The organism is Streptomyces sp. NPDC039736 (assembly GCF_055596485.1).
The window spans coordinates 58585-76510 of record NZ_JBVIUQ010000017.1 but is presented as its reverse complement, the minus strand read 5'-3'; the positions used below and the strand labels follow the sequence as shown (position 1 = coordinate 76510).

General features: G+C 68.6%; 19 protein-coding genes, 1 pseudogene and 1 CRISPR repeat array. Of the genes and pseudogenes, 7 read left to right on the top strand and 13 right to left on the bottom strand.

Annotated elements, in window-relative coordinates; genetic code table 11:
- Positions 1-12: 12 nt before the first annotated feature.
- From ACZ56L_RS34125 to ACZ56L_RS34115, 3 genes are all read right to left on the bottom strand, one after another.
- Positions 13-3318, bottom strand: a complete 3306-nt coding sequence (locus tag ACZ56L_RS34125; RefSeq protein WP_471068893.1) for an RHS repeat-associated core domain-containing protein — start codon at positions 3316-3318, stop codon at positions 13-15.
- 527 nt (positions 3319-3845) lie between these two features.
- A complete protein-coding gene (gene lexA, locus ACZ56L_RS34120) occupies positions 3846-4574 on the bottom strand; it encodes a transcriptional repressor LexA (protein ID WP_471068891.1) in 729 nt (242 codons plus the stop codon).
- A 250-nt stretch (positions 4575-4824) separates the two neighbouring features.
- The gene (locus ACZ56L_RS34115) at positions 4825-4977 is read right to left on the bottom strand and encodes a hypothetical protein (protein ID WP_471068889.1); all 153 of its coding nucleotides are present in this window, start codon (positions 4975-4977) and stop codon (positions 4825-4827) included.
- A gap of 97 nt (positions 4978-5074) precedes the next feature.
- On the opposite strand from ACZ56L_RS34115, the gene ACZ56L_RS34110 reads away from it, so the two are divergent.
- From ACZ56L_RS34110 to ACZ56L_RS34100, 3 genes are all read left to right on the top strand, one after another.
- Positions 5075-5638, top strand: coding sequence for a hypothetical protein (locus ACZ56L_RS34110; protein WP_471068887.1), 564 nt, complete (start codon positions 5075-5077; stop codon positions 5636-5638).
- 58 nt (positions 5639-5696) lie between these two features.
- Positions 5697-6457: direct repeats of the CRISPR family, unit length 29 nt; unit sequence GGGACTGCCCCTGCGCGCGTGGACGGCAC.
- Positions 6458-6834: 377 nt separating this feature from the next.
- Positions 6835-8292 (top strand): RNA-guided endonuclease InsQ/TnpB family protein, encoded by a 1458-nt coding sequence (locus ACZ56L_RS34105; protein WP_471068885.1) that lies wholly within the window; start codon positions 6835-6837, stop codon positions 8290-8292.
- Positions 8293-8804: 512 nt separating this feature from the next.
- Positions 8805-9695, top strand: a complete 891-nt coding sequence (locus ACZ56L_RS34100) for a hypothetical protein (protein ID WP_471068883.1) — start codon at positions 8805-8807, stop codon at positions 9693-9695.
- Between the two features lie 34 nt (positions 9696-9729).
- Here ACZ56L_RS34100 and ACZ56L_RS34095 read toward each other — a convergent pair whose 3' ends face one another.
- Entirely contained in the window at positions 9730-10299 is a 570-nt protein-coding gene (locus ACZ56L_RS34095) for a hypothetical protein (protein WP_471068881.1), read from the bottom strand.
- A 410-nt stretch (positions 10300-10709) separates the two neighbouring features.
- Between ACZ56L_RS34095 and ACZ56L_RS34090 the strand changes: the two genes are divergently transcribed.
- Together ACZ56L_RS34090 and ACZ56L_RS34085 are read left to right on the top strand one after the other, a co-directional pair.
- On the top strand, positions 10710-11543 hold the full coding sequence (locus tag ACZ56L_RS34090; protein ID WP_471068879.1) for a hypothetical protein: 834 nt from the start codon (positions 10710-10712) through the stop codon (positions 11541-11543).
- A 418-nt stretch (positions 11544-11961) separates the two neighbouring features.
- Positions 11962-12135 (top strand): hypothetical protein, encoded by a 174-nt coding sequence (locus ACZ56L_RS34085; protein WP_471068877.1) that lies wholly within the window; start codon positions 11962-11964, stop codon positions 12133-12135.
- A 93-nt stretch (positions 12136-12228) separates the two neighbouring features.
- Here the strand turns inward: ACZ56L_RS34085 and ACZ56L_RS34080 are convergent, their stop codons facing one another.
- The 3 genes from ACZ56L_RS34080 to ACZ56L_RS34070 form a co-directional block, all read right to left on the bottom strand.
- The gene (locus ACZ56L_RS34080) at positions 12229-13026 is read right to left on the bottom strand and encodes a helix-turn-helix domain-containing protein (RefSeq protein WP_471068872.1); all 798 of its coding nucleotides are present in this window, start codon (positions 13024-13026) and stop codon (positions 12229-12231) included.
- 10 nt (positions 13027-13036) lie between these two features.
- Positions 13037-13300 (bottom strand): hypothetical protein, encoded by a 264-nt coding sequence (locus ACZ56L_RS34075; protein ID WP_471068869.1) that lies wholly within the window; start codon positions 13298-13300, stop codon positions 13037-13039.
- A gap of 512 nt (positions 13301-13812) precedes the next feature.
- A complete protein-coding gene (locus tag ACZ56L_RS34070; RefSeq protein ID WP_471068867.1) occupies positions 13813-13959 on the bottom strand; it encodes a hypothetical protein in 147 nt (48 codons plus the stop codon).
- A gap of 343 nt (positions 13960-14302) precedes the next feature.
- Between ACZ56L_RS34070 and ACZ56L_RS34065 the strand changes: the two genes are divergently transcribed.
- Positions 14303-14737, top strand: a complete 435-nt coding sequence (locus ACZ56L_RS34065) for a hypothetical protein (protein ID WP_471068865.1) — start codon at positions 14303-14305, stop codon at positions 14735-14737.
- On the opposite strand, the gene ACZ56L_RS34060 is transcribed toward ACZ56L_RS34065, so the two are convergent.
- The 5 genes from ACZ56L_RS34060 to ACZ56L_RS34040 all read right to left on the bottom strand — a co-directional run bounded on the left by ACZ56L_RS34060 (position 14727) and on the right by ACZ56L_RS34040 (position 16244).
- Positions 14727-14879, bottom strand: a complete 153-nt coding sequence (locus ACZ56L_RS34060; RefSeq protein ID WP_471068864.1) for a hypothetical protein — start codon at positions 14877-14879, stop codon at positions 14727-14729. The genes ACZ56L_RS34065 and ACZ56L_RS34060 overlap by 11 nt on opposite strands.
- A gap of 96 nt (positions 14880-14975) precedes the next feature.
- Positions 14976-15101 (bottom strand): hypothetical protein, encoded by a 126-nt coding sequence (locus ACZ56L_RS34055; protein ID WP_471068863.1) that lies wholly within the window; start codon positions 15099-15101, stop codon positions 14976-14978.
- Positions 15098-15496 (bottom strand): hypothetical protein, encoded by a 399-nt coding sequence (locus ACZ56L_RS34050; RefSeq protein ID WP_471068862.1) that lies wholly within the window; start codon positions 15494-15496, stop codon positions 15098-15100. Before ACZ56L_RS34050 ends, ACZ56L_RS34055 begins: the two co-directional genes overlap by 4 nt.
- A 114-nt stretch (positions 15497-15610) precedes the next feature.
- Complete coding sequence (locus ACZ56L_RS34045; RefSeq protein ID WP_471068860.1) at positions 15611-16009, bottom strand: DUF3307 domain-containing protein; 399 nt, start codon at positions 16007-16009, stop codon at positions 15611-15613.
- A gap of 85 nt (positions 16010-16094) precedes the next feature.
- On the bottom strand, positions 16095-16244 hold the full coding sequence (locus tag ACZ56L_RS34040; RefSeq protein ID WP_471068858.1) for a hypothetical protein: 150 nt from the start codon (positions 16242-16244) through the stop codon (positions 16095-16097).
- A gap of 241 nt (positions 16245-16485) precedes the next feature.
- Between ACZ56L_RS34040 and ACZ56L_RS34035 the strand changes: the two genes are divergently transcribed.
- Entirely contained in the window at positions 16486-17247 is a 762-nt protein-coding gene (locus tag ACZ56L_RS34035) for a metallophosphoesterase family protein (protein ID WP_471068856.1), read from the top strand.
- A 49-nt stretch (positions 17248-17296) separates the two neighbouring features.
- On the opposite strand, the pseudogene ACZ56L_RS34030 reads toward ACZ56L_RS34035, so the two are convergent.
- Positions 17297-17875, bottom strand: a pseudogene (locus tag ACZ56L_RS34030) (AAA family ATPase).
- Positions 17876-17926 lie beyond the last annotated feature (51 nt).

Genomic DNA, 17926 nt, shown 5'->3' with positions numbered 1-17926 from the left:
GTACCGCTGTGCTTACAGGTTGCGCACCCATTTCTGAAGCCTCGCTGCACCCCTACCCCATGAACACCCAGTGCTGACGGCAGGGATATCCAGGTCTGCGCACTCTCCTGCCCACTTGGCCATTTTGTCCGATGTTTTGTTGTACTCCGCCTTGTCCTTCTTGTTGAGGCATCGCTCAAGAACCGCTCCTCCCACTTTGGCCCAAAACTGGCTCACGTTGTCGCAGTAATCTGTTCCCTGGGGGTCGATGCCGTTGACGGGATCGCCCGCCGCATACAGGTACGGGTTCTTTTCCTGCCCAGAGGGGTCGGGACTGGTGAAGCGGCCGATGCGCGGGTCGTAGTACCTGGCAGCGAAGTGGTACAACCCGGTGGGGTCCTGGTAGCCACCGGCGTACCGGTAGGGCTGGGGGACCCTCTCCGTGAAGGTGCCGTCGACGCCGCGGGGGCTGTAGCGGTACTCGTTCACCTTCGTACCGGTCTCGTCCGCGAGCGCGAGGACGGAGCCTTGTGCGTCGGTGAGGTAGTAGTACGACTTGCCTGCGGTCGTCATGGAGTTGAGGGTGCCCGAGGCTTCCCGGTTGAATCCCATGTCTCCGGACGGGTCCGTCTTGCCGGAGAGGCCGAGGGGGCCGTTGTGCATCGTGGTGTCGCCGTAGAAGAGGCGCTCGGACTGGTCGGTGGAGCCGTAGAGGCCGCTGTACTTCTTGCCCGCGACGGTCACCGAGGTCTGCTGGGAGTGATCCGACCAGATGCCGCCGGTACGGGCGCGCTCGACACCGCTGGCGCCGTCGGTCTCGTTGCCCGCCTTGTCGTAACCCCACCCGGTCGTCGACCCGGCGCGGGAGATGAGCTGGGAGGCGTCGTTGTAGGTCAGGGCGATGCCGGAGGGGCAGCCCTTCGCGGAGCCCTGGGAGGTGAGGTTTCCGGCGGCGTCGTAGCAGTACTGGTACGAGGCGGCGAGGGTGGTGCCCTTCTTCTCCTCGGAGTAGGAGAAGCGGCCCGCACTGTCGTAGGTGTAGGTCTTCGTCAGACCCATGATCCCGTCGGTGGAGGTGCGGATCTTGCTCCCGTCCTTCGTCGCCGTGCCGGCCAGGTAGGAGTAGGTGTACGAGGTGTTGGTGAGGGTGCCCTTGGGCGAGGTCGCCTTGATCAGGGTGGGGCGGCCGGACTTGTCCAGGGTGGTGTCCTGGACCGTGCCGCCGGGGTAAGTGGTCTTGGTGCGCTTGTCGTTGTTGTTGTAGGCGTACGTCGTGGTCTTGCCCGCCGGGTCCTTCAACGCGGTGAGGCGGTTCGCGGCGTCGTAGGTGTAGTCGGTCAGGCCCGCCGGGTCCTTGTAGGTGTCGACGTTGCCGGCCGGGGTGTAGGTCAGCTCGGTCTGGGAGCCGTCCTGGAGGGTGCGGACCGTCTCGCGCGAGAGCGGGTCGAAGGCGTACTTGATCAGGCCGCCGTCGTCCGTGCGCTGGGAGAGGTTGCCGTCACCGTCGTAGACGTAGCGCACCGTGGTCGTGGAGGAGGAGACCTCGGTGATGCGGTCACGGTTGTCGTAGCTGTAGACCGCGTTGACGCCGCGCCCGTCGGTCATCGTCTCGATGCGTCCGAGGGCGTCGTAGGTGTAGGTCGTCTTGCCCAGCGGTGCGGGCGGGGTCACCTCGGTCAGATTGCCCTTGGCGTCGTACTGGAACTTCGTGACCTTGCCGCGCGCGTCGGTGAGCGTGCAGCGCTGGCCCTCGAAGCCGCCGCAGGTCGGGGTGCCCTTGTTGTACGTGTACTTCTCCGTGCCCCCGCCCGTACCGGAGACCGCCACCGACTCGGTGTTGCCCGCCGCGTCGTAGGTGAAGGAGGTCTTCTCGCCGTCGGCGGACTCCATCGACCCGGGAACGTCACGGCCAGCCTTCGTCGCGTACCCGCCGACCGCCGAGGTCGCCCCGGTGGGGAGTTTGGCGGAGGTGGGGTTGTTGCGGGCGTCCCACCCGTACGCGGTCTCGTTGCCGGGTGTCGTGCCCACGCCCATCGCGTCGGTCGCCGTCTTGACGTTGTGGTTGGCGTCGTACGTGGACGAGCGGGAGTGGCCCAGGGCGTCGGTGGTCTTGGTGACGCCGCCGTCCTTGTTCAGCTCGTAGGTGGTGGTGTGCTGTTCCGGGTCGGTGACCTTCGTCTTCCCCGACTCGTAGGCGTACGAGTACGTCGGGCCCGTGTGCGCGTCGCCGTTGAAGGCCGTGGCCCGCTGCATCGAGGTGACGCGGTTCTGCGCGTCGTAACCGAAGTTGGTGACCCGGCCGTCCGGGGTCGTGATCCGGGTGAGGCGGCGCGAGGCGTCGTACTCGAAGGACGTGGACTTGCCGGCCGTGTCGGTGGTCTTCGCGAGGTCGCCGGCCGGGTTGAGGTCGAACACGGCGGTGCGGCCCGTGTGGTCCTTGGCCTGCCACTGCGAGGCGTCCGTCTTGACCAGGTCGACCGAGCGGCCCGAGCGGGTCTCGGTGAGCTTGAAGCCCTTGTGCTCGGCGCCCTCGTCGTGCTGCGTGACCGTGATCGTGCCGTTGTTACGGTCGGTGACCTTGGTCAGGGTGCCGCCCGCGTTGTACGTGTCCTTCGAGCCGGACTTGCGGTCGGTGAGGGTGAAGGTGCCGTCCGCGTTCGCCGTCAGGTCCTTCGAGTAACCGGCCGGGGTCGTGTACGTGCCGTCGGCCTTCTTCACGAAGCGGACCGAGGCGCCGGTGGAGTCGAACCAGGCGAACTCCGTGTCACTGACCTGCGCGTACCGCTCCCAGCCCTGCCACCACCGCTGGGAGACCTTGCCCCACGGGGCGTCCATCGAGTTGTACGTACGGGTGAGCTGGAGGGACTGGCCCACGCCGGGCACGTCGAAGTCCGTGCCCGCCAGCATCAGGTTGCCGGTCGAGTAGTTGACCCGGGCGACCAGGGCGTCCGTGATGCGGAAGTCGGAGATCTTGTGCCAGGGGACCGCGCCCTGTCCCTGGGGGATCTCCGCCAGCAGAGGCGCGGCCGGGGCGGCCAGGCGGGCCTTCTGCGAGGAGCGCGAGCGCTGCTTCTGTGCCGCCCGCCACACGGCGCGGTCCTTCGACGGGGCCGCCTCCGCGACCGGCGCGGGAGCCTTGTTCGTCCCCACCTTGACCGGCGGGACGGGCAGTTTGGTGGTGGTCTTGCCCCAGACCGAGTTCGCGGGGACCGGCGGCGGCTCCACCGGGTCCGCCATGGCGGTCGGGAGCGCTCCCGCGCCCAGGGCCAGGACCGCCAGGGCCACCGTCAATGTGCGTCTCGCCCGTATCTGGGTGCGGGCATGGGTGTGCTTCTGCATCAACTTCCCCCCACGGAAAGTGACTCACCGGCAACCCCGTTGGTCACCGGAGGCGCACACAGTCACACACTTCGCACACAGAGAGACCAGCCTTACCCCAAAGAAGTGAACACATGCGCACAGAAATAAGCCCCTCCGCTTCGGGGTGAAATGACGGGACATCACCTGAAGAGGATGGAGGTTTTTTGGGCGGCGGTAAGGATTCTACGGAAAAAGGTGGCCGGTACTTTTCCCTCGCCGCGCATGATCCTTTGCTTCAGAGAAGCCATGCATATGACTGGTGTAGCCACCTCGTGATGGAGTGGCCTGGCCCGCAGAGAAGATCCGGACTCGCATACGAGCACTCCAGCGCGCCTGCAAAGTGTTCACCCGGTGGTCGGATGCCGCCCTAGGCTGCTGTCTCGCCGGGGAGGAACTTTGCACAAGGGCATGTGCGCACAGTTGGACTGCGCGTCACTTCCTCTTCACGAAGACGGGGTACGGCACCGTCGGACGACGGGCAAACAGGAACCTGCACGGGCGCGGTGTCACAGGGTGCGCAGAACCGCCACGACCTTGCCGAGGATCGCTGTCCTGCTCGTCAGGGAAGCAGGAGTGAAAGCAGGGCTGCACGGCAGAAGCCAGATACCGTCCGCGGTCACCTGAAGCTTCCTTGCGGTGGCTTCGCCGGCTTCGTCGTCCAGCAGAGCGGCGACGATGTCGCCGTGTGCGGCAACGCGCTGGCGTCGCACGGTCAGGATGTCACCGTCGTATATCCCCGCATCGGTCATGCTCGTGCCCCGCATCGTCATGGCGACGAGCTCCCCCTCCCCCACCACCTGGCGTGGCATGGGCAGCACCTCCTGCACCTGCGGTCCGGCCTGGTGCGGCGTACCTGCAGTGAACCGGACGACCAGCGGAACCCAGGCCACTGCGGCTTCTCGCCGGATTTCCTCGACGTCTTTCGCGGGGCGGTCGTCGGAGGCTGTGGGCTGGGTAGCGGTGGCCAAGGCCAGTGCACGGGCGGTGGGGGTGTAGGCGCGGGGGCGGGAGGCGTCGCGGTTCAGGAAGCCTTTGCGTTCCAGGGTGCGCAGATGCCGGATGACCGAGGTCGTGGAGGACAGGTCCGCCGTCTGGCCGATCTCGCGCACGGACGGCGGGTAGCCGCGGGTGCGGATGGAGTCGGTGATGCTGTCCAGGACCGCCCGCTGGCGGAGTGTCAGACGGTCTGCATCATCACGCGCGACCAGGTCAGAGCGGATGGTGTGGTCGTTCACAACCCGCCCCCTTGTCGATCTTGCAACAGGACGACCGTAGCGCGCACACAGAGCGAAGGGAACACGCGCTTGCCCTACGCAACACACCTGCGCTTTCTGCGAGTTGTTGTGAGGGTGCAAGCAGGAAAGGATGGGGGCGGCACCCGGAACAACATGCATGACGGCATGGAGGCAGTCGTCTGCTACTGCAGTACGGGTACGTACCCGTACCCTGGCATCACGGGAACGTATTCGTTCGGGCGTTTGCGGCTCACCGGAGTACGACCGTGACACCGCACCGCTCAAGGAGTCGCACGATGTCCTCGAAGTAGGAGAGCCCGTCCTCCGGATCCTCCACCACGTCCGCCAGCGCGTGGCGTGCGACCTCGGAGTCGTGCCAGGCAGAAGTGAACGGCGGGGCCACTCCGAATCCACCGCACAGGCAGTCCTCGAAGGCGTCTCACTCCCGGCCGAAGTAGCACCACCGCGTCCAGGGCGACATCTGGTGGGCCCACGGCGACATGGACCGCGCCGCCACCGCCTACGCCACCGCACGCGACGAAGCCGACACCCACGGCATCACCGGAGAACGCGGCAACAGCCAGGCCCACCGCGCCTTCGCCTTCGCCTTCACCGACCCCGCTGTCGCCGACAGCGAACTCGCCCTCGCCCAGGAACTCCTGGCGGGCGTCGACCTGCGCGTCACCACCCTGATCACCCACATCGCAGCACTCGCCCGCGACGCCGGCCGCACCGACGCCGACATCACCGACCGCGGCCAAGCACTGCGCACCGAGACCACCGCAGCGGGCGTCACGTACGCCGAACTCGCCCTGGAACTCGCCCTCGCCTTCCACCACGCCGTCCAAGACGACCAAGAGCAGGTAACAGCGGCCACCGTCCGGCTGCGGGAAAAGACCAGCAACGGCGACTACGCCTACTACCGCGACATCGCCCGCTTCATGGCCGACCTGCCCCTCGACGAAGCCTCCCCGGCACGCTGGATCGACGGCGCCCAGCACGTACAGCACCGATGGCGCACCCTAGTACTCACCCGGCGCACGCACCTACAAGACCAGCTCTGATCACCGACTGCACACACGGACGGCCCGGTTTCCCAACCCCGGCTGCGGTGATCTGGGTGGGACTACCCCGGCGCGCGTGGACGGCACGCGAGGACGCCGCCGGTCGCGGAGCATTCGACGGGACTACCCCTGCGCGCGTGGACGGCACGATCTCCGACGCCTTGGAGAGGTCGCCTCCGTGGGACTACCCCTGCGCGCGTGGACGGCACGGTCTCCCGCCCCCGGCCGCGGTGATTTGGGTGGGACTGCCCCTGCGCGCGTGGACGGCACAACCCCGGACAACTAGGGAAAGGGTTGACAGAGGGACTGCCCCTGCACGCGTGGACGGCATGCTCCGGGCGGCCTGACCAGGCCGTTTGAAGGGGGACTGCCCCTGCGCGCGTGGACGGCACATCCGGCCGCCGAATGCGGTGTGGGGACGGTCGGGACTGCCCCTGCGCGCGTGGACGGCACTTCGCGGCCATCCAGCCCATGCCCTCGTCCGAGGGACTGCCCCTGCGCGCGTGGACGGCACCTCGCCTCAGGTGACCGCGATTCGGTGGGGCTGGGACTGCCCCTGCGCGCGTGGACGGCACGAGTAGGTGGCGGCCGTACCGGAGCCGTTGGGGGGACTGCCCCTGCGCGCGTGGACGGCACGCCTGCGTCGACTGGCGCGTCTTGAACGTCGCGGGACTGCCCCTGCGCGCGTGGACGGCACGGGTCAAGCTCAAACGACCTGTTCAGGGCGTGTGGACTGCCCCTGCGCGCGTGGACGGCACTCCGACCACTGGGGCATCCCGGTTCCGACCCTGGGACTGCCCCTGCGCGCGTGGACGGCACCCTTGCCGACCTGCGAAGTCTGTTGTGTCCGCGCCTGTTCAGCACCACTTTCACGGAATCCGTCATACACGCACAGCGCGACACATTCCGCGCAAAGAGAGGCAGACGGCCGGTTGCCCGGCCGCGCTGGCTGCCCGCATCGGCAGGCAGCCTGTCCGCTTCCGTCCGTCTCGTCGTCGAGGCGGAGTTTCCTGCCCTTGCCCGAAGGCTGGTGCAGTCCACGGACGTACTACTCCCCTGTCCAGGGGACGAGTTGGCTCCGTCAGCAATGAAGCAACAGCCACACCGTAGATGCCGTCACGGGGCAAAACCCTGTACGACACGTTCGGTATTTTTCGGGCAAATCGATTGTCAGTGGTGGGTGCAAAGCTGTCAACATGGACAAAGACACCAGCACTGTTGTGGTCCGGCTGCCGCTCGACCCGACCCGCGACCAGGTCGAGATCCTCCACCGGTACGCCACTGCGTCGCGGTGCTCCTACAACTTCGCCTACGGCATCAAGAAGGCCGCCCAGCAGCGGTGGAGCAACGGTCGGGACCTCCTGATCCGCCAGGGGCAGACACCCCAGGAAGCGGCCAAGAACGCCCCGGATGTTCCGATTCCGCGCGCGTTCGAGATGCAGAAGATCTTCCTCGCGGTGCGCGAGCAGCCGCTGCCCGGCCCGCTGCTGCCGGGGCAGGAGCCGCGGTTCCTCTACCCCTGGTGGAAGGGGGTGAACGCGATCGTGTGCCAGCAGGCGTTCCAGGACGCCGACAGGGCGTTTAACAACTGGCGGAGCGCGTCGAAGCGGGGTGTGCAGGTCGGCTATCCGAGGCCCAAGCGTCGCGGGCGCTGCCGGGACAGTTTCCGCATGTTCAGTGTGAAGCTGGTGCCGGGGAGCCTGCGGCATGTGCGGATCGGCGGTGAGCAGGCGAAGGGCGGGCAGAAGGCGTTCGTGGTGCGGCTGCACCGCTCTGCGCGCCCGCTGGCCCGGCTCCTGGAGCGTGGCGGGGTGACGAAGTCGGTGACCGTGGCCCGCGAGGGCCACCGGTGGTTCGCCGCGTTCAACGTGCGCATGCCCGCCCCGGCGCCGGTGGAGGCGACCCGCCGTCAGAAAATGGCGGGCGCTGTCGGCGTCGACCTGGGCGTGAAGGTGTTCGCCGCTACCTCCGATCCGCTGCTGGCCGGCGGGGAGAAGGTCCAGCTGTTCGAGAACCCGCGTCATCTCGAGCGGGCGCAAGCGTCGCTGCGGCGGTGGCAGCGCAGGATGTCGCGACGGCAGGTGAAGGGGGTGCCGGCCTGGGAGCAGTCGCAGGGGTGGCGTGAGGCGCGTGACCACGTGGTGCGGCTGGAGGCCCTGGTCGCGGCCCGCCGCGCCTCGACGCAGCACCTGCTGACCAAGCAGCTGACGACGCAGTTCGCGCACGTGGCCGTGGAGGATCTGCAGGTGAAGAACATGACCCGCAGCGCCAAGGGCACCGTGGAGGCCCCGGGGCGCAACGTGAAGGCCAAGTCGGGGCTGAACCGGTCGATCCTGGACGTCGGCTTCGGTGAGATCCGCCGTCAGCTGGAGTACAAGGCGCCCCGCTACGGCGCGCAGCTCACCGCGGTGAACCCGGCCTACACCTCGCAGACCTGCCACCGGTGCGGACATGTGGACGCGAAGAGCCGGCGCACACGCGACCTGTTCACCTGCACCAGCTGCGGACACAGCACACACGCCGACATCGGCGCGGCCGTCAACATCAAGCACCGGGCCCTCACCGGACAGGAAACAGGCCAGACCCACGCGAGGACCCGCAGGCCCGGAGCCGATAAGCCGCCGGCTTCATCCCGGCCACCTCGATCGGCCTGATACATGTGTTGGTACCTCCTGCCGCCTCTCCGCCGGCACTCCCGCCGTCGCAACGGTCGGAGGCACCAGCCCGCTGCCCCGGAGGCTGTCATGGCGACGTTCTCCGGGTCCTGGCCGTGCGGTTCGCTGGTCTCCGCCTGGGTCGTGTCCTAGGTCTCCTCCTGGGTTGCGCCCCGAGTCTCTTTCTGGGGCGCGCCCCAGGTCGCACAGGCGTTCTCCGGCGCGGGCCTTGGGCAGCGCTGCGATCAGCGCGTTCGGTGCGATTCTTTCCGGCGCTGGCCGCCGACTACTTGTCTGTGGCGTTCTCCATCGGCTGGACAGTCCCGTCGGCCTGGTGCTCGGCGTTGCGCTACGGTGCCTTCGGCTGGACGCGCACCGCCACCCGCCGCAGGCCGACGCCCACGCCGTCGTCCCGCGATCGGCCAAGGTCCTACGGGGCCCGCGTCGCCCCGACGTCTTTCCTCTTCGTCGACGGGCAGCGTGGGCACGCCCGTCGAGTCCGGAGAAGACGGATGCCGCGTCACCAGAACACTGCCGCCCAGCGCGCCCGCCAGGCCCAGCGCGAGACCGGAGGCAAGTACACCGCCGAACTCTGCAAGGCCCAGGCCGAAAGCCGGCCCGGGCCGTTCTCTCTGGGGCAGCTGCTCACCGCTTGCGGGACCGCGTCGGACTGGACCGGCGAGAACCCGGCCGTCGACCCCGAGTGGGCCCCGGAGATGTTCGACTTCGCCCCGCTGGGCGGGCCGGTGCCGTACTCGACCGTCCTGCTGCTCCTCGGTCTGCTGGCGCCCGCGAGCAGGTCCACCGAGCTGGAGCTGGAGTCCCGGAACGGCTTCCACTCGCTGATCGTGGCGTGCGGCGGTCGCCGTTTCGAGATGGTCCTCTCCCAGGACGACTACGTCACAGAGCGGTGCCGCGTCCCCGGCTGCGAACTCAGTCCGGTCTCGGCGCACTTGATCCCCTACTGCCCCCACCGGCACCTCGCCGAGCGGTCCAAGGACGAGCTCATCGAGATGGCCATGGCGTGGGGGAATGTCCAGCATGAGGAGTTCAGTGCCCGAAGCCCTGCCGCCGTGCCGCTGGGCGAGGAGGGCGACCAGCTGATCGCGGCCGCCGTAGCCCAGGGCGCCTTCTTCCCGGTCCAGGCCGCGCTGATCGCGTCGGCCTACGAGCAGCCGGACATGGTCGACGTCGTGTACTTCGGCGAGCAGGCCGCGCAGGTGCAACACACGATGGACACCGAATACTTCCGGCTGATGCGGGTGTCCCAGGCAGCCCGCCGCCGCATCCAGAAGCTCGCCGGCGGCCGCTGTGCCTGCGGTGCGGCGCTCCAGATCGGGGCGGGACCGGAAGTGCCGCCGCAGTTCTGCTCGGCCGCCTGCGCGGCCGCCGCGGGGCGGTAGCGGCTGCACGCCGCCCTGATTGGCCCTGTCAGACCTAATGGGTCTGACAGGCGCTGGCCTCGGGCGAGGGGTCGCGCTGCGGGGGAAGCTCGATCAGGCGCATGTTCGCGATGGTCGCCACCGGGACCTTGTACCGGCTGAGCAGCGCGTGGACCCACCAGCGGGTCAGCATCTGGGTGAGCTGGTCGCCGAGTGTCGCCCGGTGGACCTCGCCGAGGAACACATCGCGCTCCGTGCCTTTCAGGAGCCGCAGCACAGCAGCGATGGTGGGCTCGTTGGTGCCCAGGGTGCGGACGCAGACGAAGTCGGCCTCGTCGACGTCGCCCCACTCGATCGCGGGGCCGCCCTCCTCGTCGGCCGCCGTGAGCTGTACCGGCAGGGCGACGACCAGCTCGTCTGGCACACAGTCCTGGAGGGGGGCCACGGCGTCGGCTGGGATCGACTCCGTGAGGCGGCGTACGGCGTCCTGCGGGGTATCGGCGCCCGCGCCGGTGAGCCCGAGGGCCGGGCAGTGAGCGGTGTAGAGGCACGACGTGGTGCCTCCCTTCCCGCGTTTCCGGACAATGCTGCGGGTGATGACGATGACAGCGTGCGTGTGCTGCATCTGCGGTCCGCCCCTTCATGGTTCGGCTGGAGAACGGGCCCGGCCGGTAAGGGCCGCGGACAGGCGTCCGCCCCAGCCGGGCCGCTGGGTCTAACGGGTCCTGGCGGGGCGGGGATGCGGCGCGTCAGGCGAGGCCGGCGGAGGCCTTGTCGTCCCAGCCGTACTCCTCGAGCGGTGCCGGTCGGGCGTAGTGTCCGGTGAAGGGGTCGCAGTAGCGCATGGTCAGCCCGAGGATCACAGCGGGCGGCCGTTCGCGATAGGGGGCGAAGACGGTGCCGAGGCCGACCGCGATGCCCTCGCGGGTGTGGCAGGAGATGCAGAGCCACCCGCGTACGAGGTCACTTTCGTGGTCATTATCAAGAGACAGAAAGCCTCTCGCTTCCAGGAAGCCACCCCACTACCGTTCCGTCATGACAACCACGCCCCGCCAGCGCTTCTCCATCCGCGCCGGCCTCGTCGCTGCCGCTGAGAACGACGGCCCCTTCAGCGGGGTACCCAAGCATCTGCTCGTTCCGCTCCGGGAGTGGCTGAACTCTGCACTCACCGAGAGCGTGGGCATGTCCATCTGCCTCCGACTGCGTCTCGACCCAGGACCCATGGTTCCCGGCCGGATGTCCTACAGCCGGGCACTCGTGCAGACGGCCAACAACGTGCTACTGGACGTGGTGGACGAGCTGCTGCGCCTGGGAGGCGTGGATGAGGAAGAAATCTACGAACTCGGCGAGATCCTGAACCTTGCTGGATCGGCCTACCAGGTCAACGAAGGCGCAGACGGGCTGGAGGATCGCGTCACCCCCGCTGTGCGCGATGCCGTCCATCTGACCATGACTGATGCGGCAGCCCACTCTGCAGCAGGCTCGGCCGCAGACCACCTTGCTGCCGCCTGGCGGGCGGCGTACGGGCGGAACCCTGATTCGGTGCGCACTTACAGCGAGTCGATCAAGGCCGTCGAGTGTGCGACGAAGGCCGTCATCGAGCCGAACAACAGCAAGGCCACGCTCGGCAGCATGCTCAGCGTGATCAGGAACTCCCGGCAGAAGTTCACCACGGCGATCCCCTCGCCCGGGGACCCGATGGCTCCGGTGGAGGCGATGATGCGCACGCTGTGGGAGGGCCAGACGTCCCGGCACGGCAGCGACACCCCGACCGTGCCGGAGACCTTGGAGGCTGCCCGGGCCGTCGTGCACCTCGCTGCGGTCCTGGTCCAGTGGTTCACCTCCGGAGCGGTCACCCGCACTCCCTGAGCTATAGCCCCTCACAGCCGCCGCCCTCCTCCGGGCGGCGGCTTCGTTGTCTGCAGCCACACCAAGCACCGCCTGACATCGGATAACCCTCGGCAGTTATCCGACGCGATTACTCTCGTCCGCGAATCGCGGACGCCTGTCGCGACGACGGTCACAGCCGCCCTGACCATTTATGGATCTTCTTTCGCAGACCCGGAGAAAGCGCCGAACCCGCCCGGACAACCGGGCCGACCAGACAGACTGACGCCGGGTAAGCGACACGGCCCCTGAAGGGGGTTCCTGCGACTGGGAACTAGGGGCAGCGCCGCCGAGACCGTCCCCGCTGACGCGCCCAGAGGTCCGGGCGCACCCCCTCCATTCGCCGCACCGCACAGAGGAGCACGGCACGCCAGGGCCTCCGACGTGGCGTGCCCGCCCCATGTCCGACGTTCTTCACGACGCCCTGCCCGAGTTCCTCGGCGGCCTGGGCACCGTCCTCGTCGTCGCGACCACCTCCTGGGCCGCGAAGAAGATCCGCGACCACCGCCCCTCCCCGCCGCCGGCCCCGCCTGCGGGCCGCGAAGAACGGGACGACGGCCCGTACGCCGCCTGACGCCTCGTCGAGCCGCTCTCCCTGTCCCGGCCTCCCCGGCTTGGACGCTTCTGCTTCCGCCGCCTTCAGCAGGCGGCGGAAGCAGAAGCCGGATCAGAAGAGCCGGACAGCCGTAGACCTAGGCAACGCCTCCCGCTCCAGGTCCGAGACGAGAGAGCGGATCGCCCGTTCAGCGGCGGCATCGACGTAGCGCTGGGCTACTCGGCGCGCCGCCAGGTCGTCAATGGGCGTGTGACGCTGCCGCCTTACCGGAGGGTCCAGCAACATCGCCTTCTTGAGCCCTTCCTCGAAACGCAGCGATGCGCGGTCGGGGATGAGTCGTTCTCTCTCGACACGCTGCGCACGGTTCCATGCCTCTTCCCAGGCGGCCCAGTCTTTCTCGGGCACCTCGCAGGCGCGGAGGTACGCGTGGAGCTGGTTCAGGCTGCAGGGAATCGTCTGCCTGTTCACGATGCGGTGCGCAGAGCTCCGCGGCAGTATTCCGTACCCGCCCGCTTTCGCTTCCATCTCGCGCAGTGTCGGCGCACCTGCCCGTTCGTACAGCCAGCGCAGGGAAGCGCTGAGGTCGGCGAAGTCGCGTACCAGCGCGAGCCGCGGGGCGGGCGCCCTTCCGGCATACGGGGTGTGTGCCTGCTCCTGCCGGGCCCGGCGCAGGAGGAGACGGGCTTCGTCGGCTGAGGCGCCGCACCCGCGCGCGTATGCGAGGACCGCGTTCAGGGTGGGCACCGTTGCACCGGACGCGGCCCGTTGCAGGGTGGTGGCGTGCACTCCGGTGCGCTCGGCAAGGTCGCGGTAGCTCAGGCCCTGGGCGGCGCGGTGGGCGCGGAGCCACTCGACGAGGGCCCGCAGCGCTCTATTGGATGTGGTGATCGTTCGTTCGCGGCGTCCCACCAGCTCCTCCTCACGCGTTCGGGGCGAGGACGGCATGCAGGGCGGAGCGCAGCCCGCGCAGCGGGCGGCGGGTGCTGAGCAAGAGGGTGATACCGGCGGCGAACGACGCTCCGGCGACGAGCTGCACAGCGGCCAGGACAGGAACAGCCGCGGCGCCGACGAGTACGGCTGCCGAGGCGACGATCACGATGATGACCACGGCCTCGGGGGCATTGAGCCTGCGGAAGCTCGGTGCGCCGTGTTCTACGCAGGAGGTCGAAAAGGTGTTGGACATGGACAGCTCCCTGATCGAGTCCGGCGGCACGAAGGCCGCCGGACGCTACTGACTCCAACTGGGTGCACACACAGAGCGATTGCCGCCGCTCTCGGCGTGGTGCGTCGACAAATGGTGTCATCCCGTGGCCTGCAAACGGGCGGGCGAGCGCTCCGGGGGAGCGCTTTGATGCGGAGCCGTCCCCCGCCGGCGGCTTGCAACCCCACGTGATGCTGCTGACAACGAACGTCAACCTCCGGGGAAGTGCGTGACCTGATCTGCACGTTCACTCCGCAGGGCGTGACTGTCTGTAGGGGGTGCTAGGGCGCTTTGATGCGCCCGCGCTCCAATCCGCCTTGCGGGAAACCCGCCGACGGTTGCACACTTTCAACTTCCCTTAAGGACATGGTCTTTATGGGCCCCTGATTGCTCCTGACTCCAATGCTGACCAACAGGGAAACCGGGCTCGTGAATTGCCGCACCAGCCCGCTCAGGCCGACACCTCGGGTGTCGGCCTTGGTCGTTTTACGCCGCTATTGCCGGACGCACGTCACCGTGACCGTGGCAGGCCGGAACGTTCCGGCCAGGACCTCGACGACGAGCCCGGGTCCGCAGTGGTAGAACCCTTCGACCGAGGCGGTCCGCATGTAGTTGTCTGGCGCACCCGCGAGGTAGAGCATGACCGCGTTCCGCACTCTGCGGGAAAGCCCGGTATGACTTTTCAGTCCGGTGGGCAGAGCCCCTAGGTGCCCTTCACCGCGCAGCACGCACGGTATGGACGGCTGGATGCCACCCAGCCGGATCTGGGGTGCGATCTTGACTGGGCCGCCATCCACCGCGCCCGTGCCCCGCTGCACTGCCCGGCCTGTCAGAGCCGGATGATCGCCCGTGTTTCCTGGCGAGGACTCAGGCACTTTGCTCACCTGAGCTTCTGAGTGCTGAGGGAGGCTGGCGCGGTACGGCGTGTGCGGCTGCGGCACCCGTCTGGCAGCCGGTGGGCGGCTCGGCTCTAGGGTGACGGGCATGACGGATGCTGCCACCTCTGGCCCGAGCTCCCCGGCCTACCGGCGCGCCGAGGTTTTCCTCAACGAGCTCAATGAACATGTCGATCGGGTGTACCCGTACCTGTCCTTCATGGACGTGTGGCTCTTGGACGACGACGGCTTCCTCACCGGAGAGACGGGTGGGCCGTTCCGCACGCCGGAGGAAACCCGCGAGCTGATGGTCCGCTGGGCCGCACATCTCGGTGCCCACATCGAGGAGAAGGTGGGTCCCGACGGCACGGTGGAGCTCTACGCGCCGTGGACCGCCGGGAAGAGCCCGTACTTGGTCCGCGGTTGCCTGCGGGCGCACCTGCCCAGTCCCGAGCAGCGGGACGAGAACCCCCTCACGAGCGAAGTCCCGCATCCCGGGAGTGCGGGATGCGGGACGGGGGCCGAGGTCGGGGTTACTGCGTGAGGTCGCCGAAGACGAGCGGCTCGGTGTAGGTGCCGCTGGTGATGCTGTTGCTGGTGTCGCCCATGACCACGGCGTCGCTGGAGCTGGGAGTGGTGTTCTGGTTGTTCTGCTGGTCCTGCTGGTTGCTGCTGTTGTCCGGCACGGTGTGCTCCTCGGCTCTCGGTGGTGCTGCGGGGGTACGGGAGTGGAGGTGCGTGTGCTTCGGGCTGCTGCTGGCTGCCACGTTCGGCTTCGGCGGTCAGCAGCCGCCGTCGCGCCGGGCGGCCTCGGCGATCGCCTCGGCCTGCCGCCGGGTCGCCTCCTCGAGGTCCTCGGCCGCCTTGCGAAGGGCGGCCATCAGCTCCTCGGGGGTCTGCTCGCTCATGAGGGGTTGTCCTTTCCTTTAACGGGGTTGCCTGCCTTGAGGCGTCCGGACTCGTACGCGCGCCGGGCGTGGGAGTGCTTGTCGATGTCGTCCCAGAGGGCTGCTGCGATCTGCCGCCAGGACATGCCGTGCACGTCGCGCAGGCGAACGACCTGCGCGGTGGAACGGCGCTTGAGCTCGTCGGCCAGGGCGAGGGTGTGCATGGCGGCGAGCGCGTCGCGCTCGGGCGTGCCCTCGGGCTCGTCGACCACGCCGGTCGCACTGCCCAGGGCCTCCAGCGCGTACGCGAGCTGGTCGCCCTCGACCGCGCGGGCGATCCGGCCCGACGGGTCGTCTCCCGGTTCCCAGGTGATCTCTGCCGTGGTGCTGCTGGTCTTGGTGACGTTGACGGACACGTGCTGTGCTCATTTCTTCGGTGCGGCCCGCCGGAGTGCGGGCCCGTGCCCCGGCCGGGAGTCGGACCCGGCCTTCGACCATCGGGGCGGTAGAGCGTGCGGTGCGGTGCCGGCTCAGCTGAGGCCGGCCAGGGCGAGGGCCGCGATCGTGAGGGCGGTGAGGTGGGCGGTCTGGTCGACATGGGCGGCCCCGCCGCGGTCGGCGAATTCCGGCTGGCGCATGCGTTCCATCCAGACGAGGACGGGCCAGCGGCGGTCGATGATGCTGTGGGTCGCGCCGATCCACAGCAGCGCGGCCGCGGCGGCCGGGAGGGACAGCGGCAGGTCGAGGACGAGAAGACCGGCCGTCAGCGCGAGTGCCGACACGAGGACGTGCGTCCCGGCGTGGGCGAGGTTCGCCCGCCATCCGGCGCCCGACTTCGCGGCCTTGTGCACGGCCTGGTGGTCGGTCTGGAACGGGTAGTCCGCAAGCAGATGCGAGAGGTACAAGAGAACGAACAGCGATGCGAACATGGTGGTGTCCTTCCCTGGTTCGCGTCGGGAGGGGTGAAAGGGGGGCGGCCGTCCGCCTGGCAGTGTCCGGCCGCCCCTGGCTGCTCTAGTAGCCGCGCTCGCGCCGCAGCTCCTCCTGCACGGCCGCCATCACCGCGTCGGCCTGCGCCTCCGCGAGGGAGATGAGCCGCTGACGCTGCGCCTCTTCCTCCGCCTTCTCCCGCTCGATCATGGCCTGGATGTCGTGTCCGTTCATGGGGGTCTCCCTGGGTCGTGGGCCGTCCGGCCCGCCTGGTGTGCACTTTGTGCTCACGAGGAAGACTCTGCCAGGGGTGTGCACAATGTGCAAGGGGTCTCGGGGAATTCGTTCCCCCAACCACCCCCGGGCCGAGGCGAGTTGATGTCCGGCTTCATGCCCACCGGCCAACGGCCCCCTCGAACTACGCGCCCGGCGAAAGATCACACCACTCGGCTGCCTCCACCCCACAGTGGTGGCCATGCTGAACCGAGTAGCCGTCCTGTCCGACATTCACGGAGTCCTGCCGGCCCTGGAGGCAGTGCTCGCCGAACCAGACGTCAGCAACGCCGACCACATCGTGCTGACCGGCGACATCACCGCCGGCCCGCAACCGGCCCAGGTTCTCGACCTGCTGACCGGCCTCGGCGACCGCGTCCTATGGATCAGCGGCAACGCCGACCGCGAACTCCTCGAATACCGCCGGGGGCAACGCGACACGATCCCCGACCCGATCACCCCCTGGGCAGCCGAACAGCTCCGCGAGGACCATCTCGACCTTCTCAGCTCGCTGCCACAATCACTCTCCCTGTCCGTGAACGGCCTGGGAAAGGTGCTGTTCTGCCATGCCACCCCGCGTGACGACGAAGAGGTCGTCGTGGTCGACTCACGCCTCGACCGCTGGACGGAAATCTTCGACGGACTCGATACCGACATCCGCACCGTGGCCTGCGGCCACACCCACATGCCGTTCGTCCGCCTCGCCCACGGCCGACTCGTGATCAACCCCGGCAGCATCGGCATGCCCTACGGACGGACCGGAGCACACTGGGCCCTCCTGGGCCCGGGCGTCGAACTCCGCACCACGCACTTCGACCTCCAAGCCGCAGCCACCCAGCTCAGCCAGGACTCGTCCTACCCCGACATCACCGCATGGGCCGACTACTTCCTGCACGCCCGCGCGACCGACACCGACGCCCTCACAGCCTTCGCCCCACGAGACGGACGCGACCACGCACCGTGACACCCACTCCCCCTCCACGACAGCGGGCAGCCGAACACCGACCACACAATCAACGACGCCTGCCAATTTCGTCCCCCGGGTCGGCGAGGGTTGCAAGGGCAGTGATGCGCCCGTCGCCGCGCCAGTCCTGGAGGACGGCGCGCTCGACGACGGCGCGCTGACGCCGGTTCTCAGTGAGCTCCGCCCCGCCGACGATGCGGTGGATACGGGCGAAGGCCCCGCCGCCGGCCACGTATAGCTGCATGGGGCCGCCGATGAGGGTGACCTTCGTGCCGGCGGCGCTCACGCGGTCCAGCAGGCCAGGACCAGGGCTCGGTCATCAATCATGGCCGCCTCGTCGACGACCAGGCCATCGTCCCCGGCCGTCGGTGATGCAGCGGGTCCAGGCGGCAATGGTCTGGCTGTCAATGACCGCCTCAGCCGCGAGGTCCGCCGCGGCTGAGGCGGTCATCGAGGTCTCGACGACACGCGGCCCGGCACCCTTCCAGCCGACCCGGGCTGCTGACATGACCGTGGTCTTGCCCGCTCCGGCGATGCCGAGAACGGAGCCGACCGTGTGACCGGCCGTCAGCAGTCGTCCCACTGCTGTCCGCTGCTCGGTGGAGAAGCTGAAGCCGACTGACGGCAACCGGGGCCAGGTGATGCCAGGTGGTGGTGTGAAGGAGCAGATTTGATCATG